This window comes from Cyclobacterium sp. 10D3-21 (genome assembly GCF_055809755.1).
Genome location: NZ_CM147924.1, coordinates 315,192 through 332,416 on the forward strand (window position 1 = coordinate 315,192; position 17,225 = coordinate 332,416).

Genomic DNA, 17,225 nt, shown 5'->3' on the forward strand with positions numbered 1-17,225 from the left:
TTAGCGACTTAGACTAGAAAGTAAAGGGTGTTTCTGCTTATTATTGGTTGAAGCACCCTGAGAGCAGTTGATTAATTAAGTCATTCCAAAAGTAAACTTATGGCTAATAAAACGGCTGAAATATTAAAAGAGAATAACCTAAGAGTAACCAGCTGCAGAAGAGATGTGCTTTCAACCTTCCTTAACAGGAAGGTAGCGCTTTCTCACGCTGATCTTGAAGATGCATTAAAGGATAATTTTGATAGGGTTACTATTTACAGAACGCTGAAGACGTTTTTGGAGAATGATCTTGTTCATAAGGTACTTGACGATACAGGTGCTGCCAAATACGCTTTGTGCAACCATAGCTCCGAGGTGCCTCACCATGATCATGAGCATGTACATTTTAAATGTGAGATTTGTGGGAATACCAGTTGTTTAGACGAAATTTCCCTACCAAAAGTATCGCTACCGAAGGGCTATGAATTACGAGAAATGAATTTATTAATACAGGGAGTTTGCAACAAATGCAAACAAAATAATTAAAAAGCAATGGGTTTCTTATCCTTCTCATCGGAAGGCCAAATGATACCGGGAGGTAAATCTATAACTGGTGGGGTATTGTTTTCTACTCCACCATCATCATCTTCATCATTGTTCTTCCGGTTTCTTTTGATTTTAGAACTAGTAAGCGTGGCTACAAAGTATATCAATACAACATAGGCTATACCGCATAAAGTCAAATCTATCACCAGGCTATTCATCATATCAAATGTTTAGTCAATAAGTTACAATAATAATTTGAATAAATCAACTTGTTGGTCTGAGGGTAAGCTGGTTATATTATTTGTGAAATAAAAGTAGGTTTATCTTACAAGGAATTTGTCAGGCTTCTAAAGACCTCATCAAGTTTTTGGCAATAGTGTTATAGTGCTTTTGAGGGAAAAAGAATAAGGGACGTTTTATTCATAAGTTCTTGTCTCCATTTTAAGGATGGTTTTGAGGGGTTTTATAAAAGAATAGCATGGAGACTGCCCTATTAGGGTTTAATTTTCTTGGCTTTGAAAGGGGAAAGAGTTGTTTTGGAGTCATTAGACAGGGGCTTTATTGGGATCAAAAATCATAAAAAAATAAAAAGGGATAGGGAATAAACTTGCTATCTAATGGATAAGGTAAGATATTTGCGCAGCAAAATGAATATTTAATAATGATCGTAAAAACAAAAAAATATAAACTGGAGACAGGTACCTATATCAAACAGGGATTAAAAAACATATTAAAACAGCAATGGTGGGTGGCGTTGATCGCTGTAGCCATCGCTTGTGGTTATTTTTGGATACCCTCATGGTGGTGGATAAGCATGGCATTATTGGCCTATGCATTGTATTGGCTTTTTTGGGTAATACAGTTTGCAGGTGTAACCCAAATGGAACAGAATAAGGTAATGTTTGAGCGGCTATCTTATGAAATTGACAGTCGACAGGTGCTTATGAAAATCAATAGCAAACAAGGAATGCCTATTAAATGGGAAATGATAAAAGAGGCTCAGGTTAAAGATGATGCCTATATTCTTGTTTTGTCTAAGGCTCAGTTCATTCATCTTCCTTTTAGAATTTTCAATACCCAAAACGAAGTCAAATTTGTTGAGACGATATTGAAGCGCAAAGGGTTTTTAGCCTAATTTGTTTACAAATTGGACAGAAAAAAGGGCAGCTATTTAAAATAGCTGCCCTTTTTTCGTATTTATTAGTGCAATCTCAGCCTAGCGGAAACTATCTGCTTCTCTATAAGCCTGAATAACCGCTTCTTCACCTTCTTTACCAGAACTGAAATTTCCATGTTCCATGCCGCACACACCTTTGTATCCTTTTTCATAAATGTATTTAAAAACATTTTTGAAGTTGATCTCTCCAGTGCCAGGTTCTTTTCTGCCAGGATTGTCTCCAATTTGTATATAGGCGATCTCTTCCCAACACATTTCCATCAATGTAATGAGGTGACCTTCATTTTTTTGCTGATGGTAGATGTCATACAAAATCTTACAGCTAGGGCTATCAACTCCCTTACAAACAAGGTAAGTTTGAGGAGAATAGCGTAAATATAGGTTTGGATTGTCACTGAGAGGCTCCAATACCATTGTTAGCCCATGTGGTTCCAGAATAGCTGCACCTTTTCGAAGTGCTTCTATAACATTTGCATTTTGGATATCTAGGGGTAAATTTCTCTGAAAATCGCCCGGAACTACAGTAGTCCACTTTGCATTTACCCGTTTGGATGTTTCAACTGCTTTTTTACAAGCCGCCAAAAAGATGTCTACATACTCCTGCTTTCCAGCAGCAAGCGTGTTGGCACCATTTCCTCCTTTGTCCAATACAAAGACGCCCATCGTCATCCCTAGCTTTGCCAGGTGGTTGCCTATTTTCTCCTGCATTTCAGGAGTCCTTTTCATCATGCCATTGTCCTCCAGACTTCTAAATCCACGTTCGTGCATATAGGTTATCTGATCTAAGAGGTCTTCTCCAGCTAGATTTTTGAACATGCCAAAATGTGGCGCGTAGTCCAGGTTGAAAGTTGCATCTGCATCAAAATTGCTTGTCTGAGCAGCCTGACTGGTACTTACCCCGGCTATGCCAGCCGCAGCTGTTCCAAGGGATACGTTTTTAATAAATTTTCTTCTTTCCATCAGCTTATACTACTTTAGTTTGACCAGGAATTGCATAAGGATAATAACCATCTTCATTTGGAAGAACCTTTGGTAGGGCATCCCAAGCTAACTTATCAGGTCTAAGGTTCACATTTGAATTTATACCCTCATCCCAAGTGACAGGTTTTCCAGAATAAGTTGCATAACGACCAAGAATTGAAGTCATGGTACTTTTGGCTGCATTCTCTGCATCGGCAAACTTGTACTCACCTTTTACAACCGCGTCAAATAACATGTCATGCTCCACCTGATAAGGGTTTGCATTGTTTGTTCCATCATGGTCATAAAGGCTGTTTCCTTTAAGGTCAGTCAATTTACCAGTATGTCCCGCATTCATATATGCTTTACCTTTCGTGCCTTGGAAGCTTTCATCCACTCTGTTATAAGCACCTGGGAAATGTCGGCATTCACTATGGATTACTGTACCATCTTCATAAGTAAACAATATCACGTGATGGTCAAAAATCTCTCCATTCTCTTTACCTCTTCTAACTGTTCTTCCCCCTGTTCCCTCTGCTTTTACCGGGTAAGCATTCTTGACCCAGTTGGCAACATCAAGGTTGTGTACATGCTGTTCTGTGATATGGTCACCACATAGCCAGTTGAAATAGTACCAGTTTCTCATTTGGTATTCCATCTCAGTTTGTCCTGGCTGGCGCTCTCTTACCCATACACCGCCATCATTCCAGAATACCTGGCCTCCTATGATATCACCAATTTCACCATTATGGATGCGATCAATGGTCTGAATATAATTGTCTTGATAGTGTCGTTGAAGGCCTACTACTACATTTAGCTTCTTGGCTTTAGCGATCTTGGCTGCTGCCAAAATCCTGCGGATACCAATGGCATCTGTAGCGACAGGTTTTTCCATAAAAATCTGCTTTTCAAGGCGGACAGCTTCTTCAAAGTGGTCAGGTCTGAAACCTGGAGGAGTAGCAATAATTACCACATCCGCATCTTTCATGGCATGTTTGTAACCATCAAATCCTACAAATTTCTTCTCTTCCGGAACGACTACTTTATCTTTTCCGTATTTTTTTAGTATGCGCTCGTGACTTTGATCCAGACGATCTTTGAAGGCATCGGCCATTGCCACCAACTTGATGTTCTGTCCGGTTTCAAAGGCCTGGAAGACTGCGCCTGTGCCTCTACCACCACAGCCAATGACGGCTATCTTAATGGCGTCATCTCCTGCAGCGTGCGCTCCAGGAAGTGTGAATGGGCTTAACATGGCACCTCCAGTTATTATCGCCGAAGTTTTGATGAAATTCCTTCTTTCGTTACTATTATTTTCTTTCATTATTTGTTGAGTTTATTTTAATAATCTTCCATCGGCTCACTGCCGTAATATTTTTCTATGAATTCAGGACTTGGGGTAGTAAGGGGTCTTACTACTCTCATGCCTAAAAATGGTGCCTCTGGAAACCACCATTGACTTTTTGGGATTTGGGGATCTATTCTTTTCCATTCTGGAGTACTGGCAGCACGTTTGCTGCTGGTCATTTCTTCTGGACTACTATCATAACTTCCTCCTCTGATTACCTTAGGGTAAAGCTCTTCAGACAAGTTTAGAGGATTGTCTGTGGAGGCCCCTCTGTTTGCGTAGGCATCTGCTTCATAATGATCCATGGTCCATTCATTTACATTCCCCAAGATGTCATACAGACCCCAAGGGTTTGATTTCTTCTGGCCTATTTCATGAGTGGTTCCGTCACTATTTTCGTCATACCAGGCAAAATCCCCTATTTTAGATGGATCATCTCCGAAAAAATATTTCGTAGTTGTCCCTGCCCGGGCGGCATATTCCCATTCGGCTTCTGTAGGCAATCTAAAAAAGACACCTGTTTTTAGGTACAACCACCTGCAAAACTGAATGGCGCCATATTGGGTCATTGCAATTGCTGGTTTATGTTCTTTTCCCATTCCGAAGGTCATGTCCAGATAGGGTATGGATGGTCTGGTTAGTCCGTCTATTTTTGGACTTAGAGGGCCTTCACTGGAGGAGGCTTCAAAACTTTTGTCTAAAAACAATTCGTAAAGATCCCAGGTGACTTCGTGGGATGCCATCCAAAACGGATCTATTTTGACTTTGTGAACCGGAGCTTCATCTGAAGCGCCATCTTTACTTCCCATTTTAAAGGTTCCTTCAGGAATGGGGACCATATCAAATGAGATTCCTGTTCCTGGAATCTCTTGTGAATAAGGCTCAAAGGTCTTATTAAAATGATAGGCACTTGCTAAAAACAAGACGGATGAAACAGAACTTACGAATAAAGTTCTTTTTAATAATTTTAACATGGATAAGGCTTAGGTATTCTTTTTATTAACTATTAGTAATTTACTTCAATTTTTAATAAAAAATAATTGAATGCTTAAATTACCTTAATTTTTTAAATATTGAAAGTTTCTGTTATTGGGACGGTAGTTTCATTTTCTATACACGGTTCCAAAGAAATAGAAATAGCAAAAAATGGAATAAAAATGTTGGGGTGTTAATAGCAGTGGATTGGCGATTGCCTTAGCCATCATTAAAACATGGATTACGTAATGGAATTCGTGATGGTCTGTCCTGGCCCCATCAATAAGTGCTACGATCGATAGAAAATCAGCCTAATTCGGGATGAAGTATTCATTAGAGCCAGGCGAAAATACATTGCTTAGGTAATGTCAACGCAGTAGCTGATTGTGAAGTGGTTTCTTACGCAATAGGAGGTTTATTGCTTAATTTCGGATTTAATCAAGAATGCACTGTTTGCCAGAACAAGATGTAATAAGGCTTGTGTTTTCGATTTGTCCTGGGTACTTCTCTTTCTTTGACGCTTTGTTTTATTTGGTGTAAAGCGTTGAATGGTTTGGGGAATAGCTTCTTATTTCCTTTTCAATTTCCCCAGCTACCTGTAGGTTAAAATGTACGGGATCCCGAAAGTTATTTTCATCGAGAATTAACTCGGAGTCATAATTGAAATCAAAAACATCACCGAAAGAGTGTAAATCACTTCGGAATCTATCTGTATATTCCTTTAATTCATATTTTATTAGGGCATCATGGTAATCTTTATGCAATGGGGGTATCCAAAAGATTAACTTTACGCCTTCATTTTCGCAATATTCCGCTATTTCGGTAAGCTGTTTTTTATACCCATCCGGGTAGGTAATGTTTTTGAAAAATTTATCTGTTTCTTCAAGTTTCTTGTTCCAGTAGTATTCTTTGGCTGCTGGATCATCAACTTCTGATGAAGCATCTTTTTCGGGAACCACTAATGATTCTGCCAATGCTACTGTAGCATTGAAGGTGTATTTATTAAAGGCATACGTAAAATAATTTCCTTTTCTGGAAAGGGTTTCTTCCACCCAAAAACGCCGGTTTAATTTATTGTATAAATTGAGGTTGATCCCAATCAAAACGGTATCAGGCTTTACTATTTCTGTGGCCCACCAAAAGGATTGAACCACTTCTTTTAAACTCGCTCCACCATAGGCTAGATTGGACCATGTCTTTTCATCCATTGCATCGTAAAGCCCATTGCTTCTAGAATCTCCTAAAACCCAATTCTTTTTTGGGTCATTCTCAAATGCAATAATTTTGTACAAGTGAGGTTCAACATTCTGGGCTATTGTCTTCCTCTTTTCTTCACTGGTTATACCAAAACCATTTAAATAATTGAATGGATCTATAAATGCTATTAACAGGCTGTATACAACAAAAGGGATTACAAAATACAGACTATTCCCTAAGAATTTTTTCATGACGCTTAAAATTGAAAATATATAAACTCTTGTTGAACCCCATTCATTATGAAACAGAAGATGATAATTACATAATAGAATGTCCACCTAATTGTTTTTGGTGTTCTTAGAGGGTCTAGATCCAGGCCATGAGTCTTTTCTCGTTGTAACCATTCAACGATAATAAAGCCTATTAACAAAAAGAATAAGTAAATCAAATGGTTGCCGGTATTCATGCTCCAGAAATCCTGTATGGGTAACACGAAGAATTTTAATGAAAATATAATAGAGATATAGTCAAAAGCCATGGCCAAGCTGTCTGCCCTAAAGAAAATCCAGGCAAATACAGTTAGCAGAAAAGTAGTGGACATTTGAAAAGTCTCTTTTAGACTCGGCAGGTATTTTCCAGCGGCTACTGTATCGGAGGTGTTTTTTCTGTTTCTTTTTGTCAACAACAAAGGCAGGTAAAAAGCAGCATTCAATGCTCCCCAAAAAATAAAAGTCCAATTGGCTCCATGCCAAAACCCACTCACAATGAAAATTATAAATATGTTTCTTATCGCATGCCCTCCTTTACTGCCACCCAAGGGAATGTATAAGTAATCCCTAAACCAGGTAGAAAGAGAAATGTGCCATCTCCGCCAAAACTCGGCAATGTCTCTGGAAAAATAAGGGAATGCGAAATTTCGTTTTAAGTCAAAACCAAATAATCTGGAAGTACCTATGGCGATGTCAGAATAGCCTGAAAAATCACCGTATATCTGAAAGGCAAACAATACGCCTCCAAGTAATAAAGTAAAGCCTGAAAAGGATTGATAATCATTGAAAATATCATTTACGTAGATGGCGCAATTGTCTGCAATGACGATTTTTTTAAATAAGCCCCATAGCATCTGACGCAATCCATCACTTGCCTGGGCATAATTGAATGTTCTTTTTTTGAAGAATTGCGGCAAGAGGTTTGTGGCCCTTTCTATAGGTCCTGCGACAAGTTGTGGGAAGAAACTAACATATGTAAAAAAGGCGATAGGCTCTGATACAGGTGCCAATTGTTTCCGGTATACATCGATGGTATAACTCATCGTCTGGAAGGTGTAAAAACTAATCCCAACCGGCAATATAATGTTTAACCTTGCTGGATCCATTGAGCTTCCAAACAATGTAAAGGCATCTGCAAAACTCTCTGCAAAAAAGTTGTAATATTTAAAAAAGCCTAAAAACCCAATATTTACGCACAAGCTTATAAACAATAACCATTTTCGATGAGTCTTATTCTCGCTTTTTCCCAGTTGCATTCCTATTAAGAAATCAACTAGTGAACTGAAAAATATTAAGGATAAAAACCTATAATCCCACCACCCATAAAAAACATAACTGGCAATCAAAATCCAAGAATTTTGAAGCTTTAAATTCTTGTTAAAGACAAACCAGTATATTAAAAATACAACCGGAAGGAAAATCAGGAATTCAATGGAATTGAACAACATGAAAAAATAAGTAATTAAGTAAGTTAAAAATGTTTAAGTTAGTATAGGTTGCTTCTGAATACCCACCTATTCTAAGTTTATATAGGGTGCAAAAATATATATTAAAATCATTTATATCACTGCTTTACGCAAAAAAAAATATTTTTTACAGAAAATTAATTGTATCTACCCCTTTTTTAATTCTAATAAATATTTTCCCGTATAATTATTTGGCTCCTTCATTAAATCTTCCGGGACTCCCTCAAAAATTACATGGCCACCTTTTTCTCCTCCTTCAGGTCCCAGATCTATTACCCAGTCCGCAGCCATTATTACTTCTGTGTTGTGCTCAATTATAAGTACTGTATGTCCCTGATCAATAAGCGAGTTAATGGAGAAGAGTAATTTTTTTATGTCATGAAAATGTAGGCCAGTGGTTGGTTCATCAAAAATGAACAATATTCTTTCCTGTTTTTTGCTATCATTTTTCCCTAAAAAGGAGGCTAACTTTACCCTTTGGGCTTCTCCACCACTTAGGGTATTGGAGGATTGGCCAAGGCCAATATAACCAAGACCTACTTCTTGTAGAGGTCTCAGCTTCTGGATAATTGCCTGTTTTTCGCTAAAGAAGTCCATCGCTTCATCAATGGTTAAGTCCAAAACCTCTGAAATGTCTTTTCCATTGTATTTGGCATCCAATATCTCATTTTTAAAACGCTTCCCTTTGCACGATTCGCAGGTAAGGTAAATGTCTGCCATAAACTGCATCTCAATCTTTTGGGTGCCTTCTCCCTGGCAAGCTTCACATCTGCCTCCATCTACATTGAAACTAAAAAAGGCTGGCTTATACCCTCTCTGCTTGGATATTGGAAGGTCTGCATAAAGTGCCCGGATTCCGTCATAAGCTTTGACATAGGTCACGGGGTTGGATCTGGAAGATTTGCCTATAGGGTTCTGATCAACAAATTCCACCCTGTTGATATTTCTATAATGCCCTTCTATTTTGTCGAATCGCCCTGACTCGTCGTTTACGGTTCCGAGGATTTTGCCGATTGCAGGGTACAATACTTTTTTGACCAAAGTAGATTTTCCTGAACCACTTACTCCTGTAACCACGGTTAATATCTCTAAAGGGATTTTAACCGTTATATTTTTAAGGTTATTTTCGGTTGCACCTTTAATTAAAATGTATTCCGACCATTCTCGGTTATGGATTTTGGCACTTATAGACTCTTCACCACTCAGGTACCTGGAGGTATGGGTATTGCCTGCTTCCATCAATTCTTTCAGCGTGCCCTGGAAAACCAGTTCACCGCCATGAACACCTGCGTCTGGTCCAATGTCGATTACCTGATCTGCAGTAAGGATGATTTTCTCCTCATGCTCCACTACGATCACCGTGTTGCCTAGATCCCTCAGTGCCTTCAATACAGTAATTAACCGTTCTGTATCTCTGGGATGTAATCCTATGCTAGGCTCATCCAGTATGTACATAGACCCTACCAATGCGCTGCCTAGTGAAGTGGCCAGTTTTATACGTTGAAACTCTCCACCTGACAAGGAAGAAGTCAGTCTGTTGAGGGTTAAATAACCAAGCCCTACCTGATCGAGGTATTCAAGCCTATTGATAATTTCTTGTAGCAATCTTTTGGATACGTTTTTCTCCGTCTCGGTAAGTGCCAACTTTTCAAAGAAGGGGAGTGCCTTGTCTATTGGCAGTAATACCATATCCGTAATGGATCTATCCGCTATTTTGACATAGGAAGCATCTTTTCTAATCCTTGTCCCTTTACAATCTGGACATACAGTTCTTCCCCTAAACCTGGAAAGCATTACCCGATACTGAATTTTATGGAGTTTGCTTTCCAGAAAAGCAAAAAAATCATTTAAGCCTTTAAAATACTTATTTCCTGTCCATAGGACAGCCTTGTCTTTCTCATCAAGGTCTTCGTAAGGTCTGTGTATGGGGAAGTCAAATTTAATTCCATCCTTTAAAAGTGGTGCTAACCATTTTTTACTTGTTTCTCCACGCCAGGGTGCAATGGCTCCCTCAAAAATGGAAATGGTTTTGTCAGGAATTACCAGATCAGGATCTATTCCCAGGACTGAGCCAAAGCCTTCACAAGTCCTGCAAGCTCCATAAGGGTTGTTAAAACTAAAAAAATTCACTGTCGGCAATTCGAAATGAATGCCATCCAGCTCAAATTTATCGCTAAAGGTTCTAACGTCTTTGTTCGGAACAACGATTTTGCACTCTCCCAATCCTTCAAAAAAAGCAGTCTGAATACTATCTGCGATTCTAAATTGATTTCCTTCGTCTTCTTTCAATACCGATACCCTATCAATAAGGATCTCGAAGGTGCCTTCCGGTAATTTATCTACTTCCAACAGGTCTTCAACGAAGGATACCTCACCATCTACTAGTACGCGGGTAAAACCTTTTTGCAACAAGACTTCCAATTCCTTTTCTCTGGCTCTGTCTGCACTGAAATGTAAAGGACAACTTATCATGACCTTATCACCTTCCTCGAAGCCATGTATATAAGCGACTACATCAGTTACGGTATGGTGCTTTACTTCCTCACCGCTTATGGGAGAGATGGTCCTGCCTATCCTACTGAATAAGAGCTTAAGGTAATCGTAAATTTCAGTAGTGGTACCTACAGTTGATCTGGGGTTTTTTGTGTTTACCCCTTGCTGGATGGCGATGGCTGGTGATACCCCTTTAATGTATTCCACCTCAGGTTTTTCCATACGCCCTAAAAATTGCCTGGCGTAGGAGCTTAAGCTTTCTACATACATCCGCTGTCCCTCAGCAAAAAGAGTATCGAAAGCCAGGGAAGATTTTCCTGAACCGGATAAGCCTGTAATGATTATCAGCTTATTCCTGGGAATGGCGATACTAAGACTTTTAAGATTATTTACCCGGGCATTCTTTATTATAATAAAGGATTTTGGATCCAGGTCTTCGAGAGATGTGCTTTTTTTGACAGTAGTACTACCCATAATATGCAAAGATACCAACCCAAACCTATAAATGATAAAATGTCATTGAAAAAAAAGACCGGCAGTCATAAAGGTGACTGTCGGTCTCGTATATCGCTTGCATTAATTTATGTTTTACTCGTCTTATGAGCAGGGAATGAGCTATAATACGATTTTATCTTTTCATTATTTTGTAAGTCTTTTTCGATGTTGTTGTTTGGATGGTTACCAAATAATGGTTGCTAGGAAATTGACGCATATCAATCTGGTATCTCTTATCACCAACTTTCTCAACTAAAGGTTGAGCCCTTACTCTTTGATCTTGACTCATAAGCTCCACATTCAAAATTCCATCTTCTGAATCCAAAAAGAGTAAATCCATGGTTGGGTTAGGGAAAGGCATCAACTTATTGCTAAGTGAGTAGTTTTCAACCCTGATTACATCAGAGTAACTGAAAGTGGCATCCAAATCAACTTGTTTTATTCTGTAAAAGGAGATTTTGTTTTCAAAAGAATCGTCTTCAAACTGATATTGTACTTCTCTGTTGCTATTTCCCTGGGCTCCAATTTCTTCACCAAATTCTTTCCAGTTGAATCCATCATTTGATCTTTCTAAGATAAAATGACTGGTATTTTTTTCCTGTAAAGTGCTCCATTTAAGGCAATTGTTGTCACCACAGGACTGGCCAAGAAAATCGCCCCATTCCAAAGGAAGTATTAGTAACTCTTCACTATAATCAAATGATATGGACTGGCCTCCACCAATCTCATAATATTCTAATATTAACTCTAAAACACCCTCTTCAACGATTTCCATTTGGTAAGTATCGTCGACTGCTTTTACTCCACTTGCTTTGGTCCACTCGTTAATAACGGGATTGCCATTTATATACAACCTGTAACCATCATCTCCATTTACATAAAAATCATAGGTTCCTGGGGCCACATCCAAAAGCATTTTATACCTGACCGTAAAATTATCTGTTTGGAAAGCACAACCATAATCAGGAGTAAAAAATTGTGGACCAGAAGAAGCACCACTTGGGAAATTTTGGTTGAATATTTCAGTTTGATTGACTCTTCCAATATAATTGGAGGAAGAAAAATCCCTTAACGCTCCATAAATATGTCCAACCCACTCATTGGTACCAAATTCGCTTTGATCCATGTCTGCAATTGGGTTAACAGTAACTTCCAATACATTGGCGAATACATTTACATCTGTACTCGTTCCATCATCCGGATTGACAATTGTATTGGTAGCCCCTCTTCTATAATACCTTGTTCCTGTCCAGCTATTTTCAGCAACATTTTCATCATAAGTTGGGATTTTATAGAATTCGTCTGTTGCTCCAGGAATAGTTGTCCAAGTAGTCGTTTCATCGTTAGTGGTAGCATATTGCCAAAAATATTCGCTAACTTCTCCATCTTCGAATACAGCTGGACCTATAGAGTTAATTATGGTTGGATCAGGATTTATGCCACAAAAAGAAGCAATATCAGTAGCATTACTACCCATTCTTATCTCACCTGGACCAAAATAGAGTTCGATATCAAAAGAAAACCTATTGTTACCATTCTTTTCATAATAGTTTAATTGCATGAACCACTCATCAAAGGCTTCTAACTCTACATAATAATTTCTGATATTGTCTTCGTAAACAAAGTTATACACACCATCAAAATCTGGATCAGAAGCTTTTTTTATCCAATTGTCATGAACTAAATCGTTTCCATTCACATCTTTTGCTACGCTGTTTAAATCATTAGAAGTTCCAACATCTGAAAACATGCGAAAATAAGAGCCATCGTCACCACCTATACGAATACGATAGATGCCATTTTCCTGTGGAATGTATCTGCCTCTCATTGACACACCAAATGATTGCAACTGCGTGTCACATCCTCCTGCTACAGTAGGACTGATACCTGTTTCAAAAAAAAGAAAGTCAGAACCAAAACCATTGCCCGGCGTAGGATCGGGATCGTTGAAATGCGTTTCGAAGTTAACTCCTGTAACAGGTAAAAAGTTAACACCATCTCTCAACAACATTCCTTTGTATTGTCCGCCATCGTCCTTAAACTGTCTTGGCTCGTTATAACCGGCAAATGCGCCATACGGGTTATAAGAACTCGTTAACTGATAAACATGGGCGTTCCAGGTGTTTGTTGGATAGCCAGACTGCCATCCACTACTCCAAGGGGAAGTAACAGATGCTGGCTCAGTATTGGTACAGGCTAATTGACCATAACTATGTACTGAAATAGCTAAAAATAATAGGAAGGATAAAACTACGCTGTTAAAATAATTCTTTTCCTGATTTACTCCTCTCGATATCCCCTGCATTTGAAAAATAATTAAAATTGAAATGCTTTTATTCTGCTGTTAAATACAAATTTATGCATTTGAGATTAAAACGCAAGGGAATCAGGCATTTATTTTTGATAAAATGCTAAAAAAGTTATTTAAAATTCATTTATCTGCGTTTATTTTTGTAGTCTAAGTAAGGTTTTAGCATCATAAACTGTTTGAATTTTGCATAATAGGTGATGTCATGGATGCTTTGAACTTCATCAAAAATGGCCTTGGCTTTATTTAAGTCCCCTTTTCGGTAGGCGTCCAAAGCGTAAGGTAGGGAAGCAAATGCTCTTTGCACCTTTAAATCTTCTTCCACCTGCGATTCCCCCTGCCGCTGCAAACTAAAATTCAAACTATCCTGACTTACCAATACACTTTGCATGCCGATTGCTTTTTTTAACACCAATCCCTCCAGATCAGTGCAGCGACTAAGGGCCACATAGACTTGTCCTGCTTCAAATGATCTGTCTATTTCCACTATACATTTTTCGAAGGTAAGTCCTTGACTTTTATGTACTGTGATGGCCCAGGCAAGCTTCAGTGGGAACTGAGTGAATCTGCCAATAACTTTTGCATCTACTTTTTTTTCCTGCTCATTGTATTGAAAGTCTACGTTTTCCCAAACCTCTCTCTCAACTTCATAAAATGTCCCATTATTTGCTTCTACCAGGATTTTATTCTTGTGCATTTCTACGACTTTCCCAATCATACCATTGTAGTATTTTTTTTCGGGATTGTTTCGCATGAAAATTACTTGCGCTCCAACTTTGAGTGTGATGTCCATGGGATCAAAAGGGGCCATGGAAGAGGGAAAATCATCTTCGATATCCGCTTTGAAAATCTTTTCCTCGCTTTTTATAAGCTCTAATTTCTGCTTGTTAATTTTATGGATATTGAAATTATGGGTTCCCAGAATGATATAGCCTTGATCCAACAGGTCAAAATGATAGTCGGCTGCTCGCTTATTTAAAAAATTGATGTCTTCGTAGGTGTGTTTGCTTTCCCTTATTCTGTTCAAAAGGTCTTTGAATACAGTATCCTTTTGGCGGTATATTTTTTGTAATTCAATATGAAAAGGCATTAATTCTTTGAAACCATAAGAACTAAAGAAAAAGCGTGTCTCATATTTACTGGACAATAAGGACCAGTCTTTGTCTTTTACTATGGGAGGTAACTGAAATGGATCGCCAATCAATATTAGCTGAACCCCTCCAAAGGGCAGGTGCATTTTCCTTCTAAATACACGCAAAATTTGATCAAGTATGTCCAGTATTTCCACCCTAACCATTGAAATCTCATCAATTACGAGAATATCCAGTTTTCGCATGACTGCTAACCTGCTGTTGGTGTATTTGAAGGTGTCAAAGATATTTTGTTTGGAGCCACTGGCTTTAAGCCTGGGGTCATCTGGAAGAAAAATTTGCCTGGGGTCAATTTTAAAAAAGCTATGGATGGTTTTGCCTTTTGCGTTTATGGCAGCAACTCCCGTTGGCGCAACGACTACCATGTTTTTGGTAGGGTTAAATTTTCTAAGGGTATGTAGAAAAGTAGTTTTACCTGTTCCTGCCCGGCCTGTCAGGAAAAGTGATTTATTGGTATGCAAGGCAATTTCAAGGGCCTGGATAAAGGGCTCATTGGTCATGTCCAGTCCTTTGGCTTCAAATTCCTGACGAAAAAACGATTTTAAATAGGACATGAGGTAAAATGTTTGTTAAATAGACACCTAAAATTATTAATAATTTTATCGGTTTCGTATATATTGTAAATTAATGACAAAACTAAAATACTTGTTAAGTTTCAAATTAAACCTCATGTCGCGATGGATCTGGTATTAAATATTTTTAAAATAATATTAAGTATCATCAGTATTTTGGCTGTAATAGCGTCAAAGTTGAAGGTTAGTAATTGGTGGGTTCGTGTTTTTGATTTTCCACGGATTCAATTATTAGTAATGGCAACCATAGCCATTGTGCTTTTTCTATTGCCTTTTTCTGCATTTAATACCTTTAATCTTGGTTTTTTAGCATTGGTGGTTTTTTCCTGGTTTTATCAGGCAAGAAAAATTTTCCCTTATACCGTTGTGGCCAAAAAAGAAGTCAAACGAGACAAGAAGAGCTCGCCTGAGAATGAGATTGGGATATTGGTAAGCAATGTGCTTACGCCAAATCGACATGTTGAAAAATTAATCCATCTGGTAAATAAGCATCAACCCAACCTTGTGCTGACCTTAGAATCAGATAAAAGGTGGGAGAATGAATTGTCAGTTTTGGAGAAAGAGTATAAATACCAGGTTAAAATACCATTGGACAATCTTTACGGGATGCACTTGTACTCCAATTTGGAATTGGAGGATACCAAGGTTCTTTTTTTAGTAGAGGACGATATCCCATCCATTCATACGTCGGTAATTCTTCCCTCAGGAAAACCCATACAAATCCACTGCATACATCCCGAACCACCAAGTCCTACAGAAAGCGATACTTCGCTTTCACGAGATGCGGAACTTCTAATTGTTGGCAAAAATGTAAAGGATGCAGACCTTCCAACATTGGTTTTTGGAGACCTCAATGATGTGGCCTGGTCTAGAACGACACGGTTATTTCAGAAAATTAGTGGGCTTTTAGATCCCAGAAAAGGAAGGGGTTTTTTTAATACCTACAATGCAAAATACCTGCCCTTTCGCTGGCCTTTGGACCATATCTTTCACTCTGAGGATTTTCTACTAAGAGAAATAAAAAGACTACCTTCCATATCCTCTGACCACTTTCCTATTTTTATTAAGTTGAAGCTGAAGCCTGAAAATGACCAGGAAGATCAAAAAGAGGCGCTTGACAAAGAAGAAAAAAACTGGACAGAAGAAACGATAGGAAAAGCCAACCCAAATATTTTAACGATCTAAGCTTGATTCTAGGACAGGGGGATAGTAAAATCGGGTTGTGCTCATTGTTTTTGCCAAGGGCTTTCGCTCCAGGCTACAAGAATTTCACAGTCAACATTTAAAAGGAAAGAATGTTTAGCTATAAATAGTAGCCCTCGCAGGTTTAACCTGCGTGGGCTACGAGAGCTATGCTTCTCTAAAGGGGATGTATTGCCTCAAATAATTCCGAGAGGTTAAAATGGCCATATTGACATCGGCTTCAGATTTTTCATAGGCCTTGTCTTCTACTTCTATGCAACAAGGACCTCTGTAGCCCACATCTGTAAGCGCAGCAAAAAACCGACCCCAGGGAACATCTCCCAAGCCAGGAATTTTGGGAGAATGGTATTCCAATGGATTGGCAAGTATGCCTACTCTAGTTAATTTGTCCTGGTAAACCTTTACATCTTTAAGGTGAATGTGGTGAAGTCGATCTTTGTAATCGTAAATGGGCTGGACAGGATCCATCTGCATCCATACCAGATGGGAAGGATCATAGTTTAAGCCAAAGTTTTCATCTGGAATAATGGTAAACATCTTGTCCCAAATTGCCGGAGAAATGGCAAGATTCTTTCCCCCAGGCCATTCATCGTCCGTAAAGAGCATGGGGCAATTTTCAATTGCTATTTTAATGCCTTTAGAGGAGGCGTGACGAATGATTTGTGGGAACCGTTCTTCAAAAAGCATTAAGTTGTCCGACACATTCAAAGACGGGTTTCTACCAATAAAAGTATTGACTACCGGAATCCCCAACTTTTCAGCACCATCGATTACATCCATGATATGGGACAATGCATTTTCTGCTACCTTTTCATCAGGATCCAGAGGATTGGGGTAATAACCTAATCCGGAAACATATACCTTCTTTTCCTTTTGGTAATCTTTGATATGCTGGATCGTTTTTTCATCCAAGTTGGCCACATCAATATGTGTTACCCCAGCATAACGTCGTTCTGCTTTTCCTTTTGGCCAACACATAATTTCTACACAAGAAAATTGTTCTTTGGCGGCAAAATCAATTACTTCTTCAAAACTTTTATCAGCCAAAATGGCACTTACAAAACCTAATTCAAGCATTCGTTTATA

At 38.6% G+C, this 17,225-nt stretch carries 13 protein-coding genes; 3 read left to right on the forward strand and 10 right to left on the reverse strand.

The genetic code is table 11. From position 1 onward, the window contains the following. The first annotated feature begins 99 nt into the window (after nucleotides 1-99). Complete coding sequence (locus AC0L7T_RS01425; protein WP_473340583.1) at nucleotides 100-525, forward strand: Fur family transcriptional regulator; 426 nt, start codon at nucleotides 100-102, stop codon at nucleotides 523-525. Here AC0L7T_RS01425 and AC0L7T_RS01430 read toward each other — a convergent pair. Beyond that, a complete protein-coding gene (locus AC0L7T_RS01430) occupies nucleotides 522-743 on the reverse strand; it encodes a hypothetical protein (protein ID WP_473343407.1) in 222 nt (73 codons plus the stop codon). The genes AC0L7T_RS01425 and AC0L7T_RS01430 overlap by 4 nt on opposite strands. Before the next feature lie 443 nt (nucleotides 744-1,186). On the opposite strand from AC0L7T_RS01430, the gene AC0L7T_RS01435 reads away from it, so the two are divergent. Beyond that, on the forward strand, nucleotides 1,187-1,660 hold the full coding sequence (locus tag AC0L7T_RS01435; RefSeq protein WP_473340584.1) for a YcxB family protein: 474 nt from the start codon (nucleotides 1,187-1,189) through the stop codon (nucleotides 1,658-1,660). An 81-nt stretch (nucleotides 1,661-1,741) separates the two neighbouring features. Here the strand turns inward: AC0L7T_RS01435 and AC0L7T_RS01440 are convergent, their stop codons facing one another. From AC0L7T_RS01440 to AC0L7T_RS01475, 8 genes are all read right to left on the reverse strand, one after another. Next, nucleotides 1,742-2,662, reverse strand: coding sequence for a hydroxypyruvate isomerase family protein (locus AC0L7T_RS01440; protein WP_473340585.1), 921 nt, complete (start codon nucleotides 2,660-2,662; stop codon nucleotides 1,742-1,744). A gap of 4 nt (nucleotides 2,663-2,666) precedes the next feature. Next, nucleotides 2,667-3,986: a Gfo/Idh/MocA family protein gene (locus AC0L7T_RS01445; RefSeq protein WP_473340587.1), complete on the reverse strand. Its 1,320-nt coding sequence runs from the start codon at nucleotides 3,984-3,986 to the stop codon at nucleotides 2,667-2,669. A 17-nt stretch (nucleotides 3,987-4,003) separates the two neighbouring features. Next, nucleotides 4,004-4,984 (reverse strand): formylglycine-generating enzyme family protein, encoded by a 981-nt coding sequence (locus tag AC0L7T_RS01450; protein WP_473340589.1) that lies wholly within the window; start codon nucleotides 4,982-4,984, stop codon nucleotides 4,004-4,006. Between the two features lie 528 nt (nucleotides 4,985-5,512). After that, nucleotides 5,513-6,433, reverse strand: a complete 921-nt coding sequence (locus tag AC0L7T_RS01455) for a hypothetical protein (protein ID WP_473340591.1) — start codon at nucleotides 6,431-6,433, stop codon at nucleotides 5,513-5,515. Between the two features lie 5 nt (nucleotides 6,434-6,438). Continuing rightward, on the reverse strand, nucleotides 6,439-7,899 hold the full coding sequence (locus AC0L7T_RS01460; RefSeq protein ID WP_473340593.1) for an MBOAT family O-acyltransferase: 1,461 nt from the start codon (nucleotides 7,897-7,899) through the stop codon (nucleotides 6,439-6,441). 165 nt (nucleotides 7,900-8,064) lie between these two features. After that, on the reverse strand, nucleotides 8,065-10,884 hold the full coding sequence (gene uvrA / locus AC0L7T_RS01465; protein ID WP_473340594.1) for an excinuclease ABC subunit UvrA: 2,820 nt from the start codon (nucleotides 10,882-10,884) through the stop codon (nucleotides 8,065-8,067). Between the two features lie 154 nt (nucleotides 10,885-11,038). Next, entirely contained in the window at nucleotides 11,039-13,210 is a 2,172-nt protein-coding gene (locus AC0L7T_RS01470) for a PA14 domain-containing protein (protein ID WP_473340595.1), read from the reverse strand. 130 nt (nucleotides 13,211-13,340) lie between these two features. Continuing rightward, nucleotides 13,341-14,918: an ATP-dependent DNA helicase gene (locus AC0L7T_RS01475; protein ID WP_473340597.1), complete on the reverse strand. Its 1,578-nt coding sequence runs from the start codon at nucleotides 14,916-14,918 to the stop codon at nucleotides 13,341-13,343. Between the two features lie 123 nt (nucleotides 14,919-15,041). On the opposite strand from AC0L7T_RS01475, the gene AC0L7T_RS01480 reads away from it, so the two are divergent. Next, complete coding sequence (locus AC0L7T_RS01480) at nucleotides 15,042-16,121, forward strand: endonuclease/exonuclease/phosphatase family protein (protein ID WP_473340599.1); 1,080 nt, start codon at nucleotides 15,042-15,044, stop codon at nucleotides 16,119-16,121. A 165-nt stretch (nucleotides 16,122-16,286) separates the two neighbouring features. On the opposite strand, the gene AC0L7T_RS01485 is transcribed toward AC0L7T_RS01480, so the two are convergent. Further along, a complete protein-coding gene (locus tag AC0L7T_RS01485; RefSeq protein ID WP_473340601.1) occupies nucleotides 16,287-17,216 on the reverse strand; it encodes a sugar phosphate isomerase/epimerase family protein in 930 nt (309 codons plus the stop codon). Nucleotides 17,217-17,225: the final 9 nt, after the last annotated feature.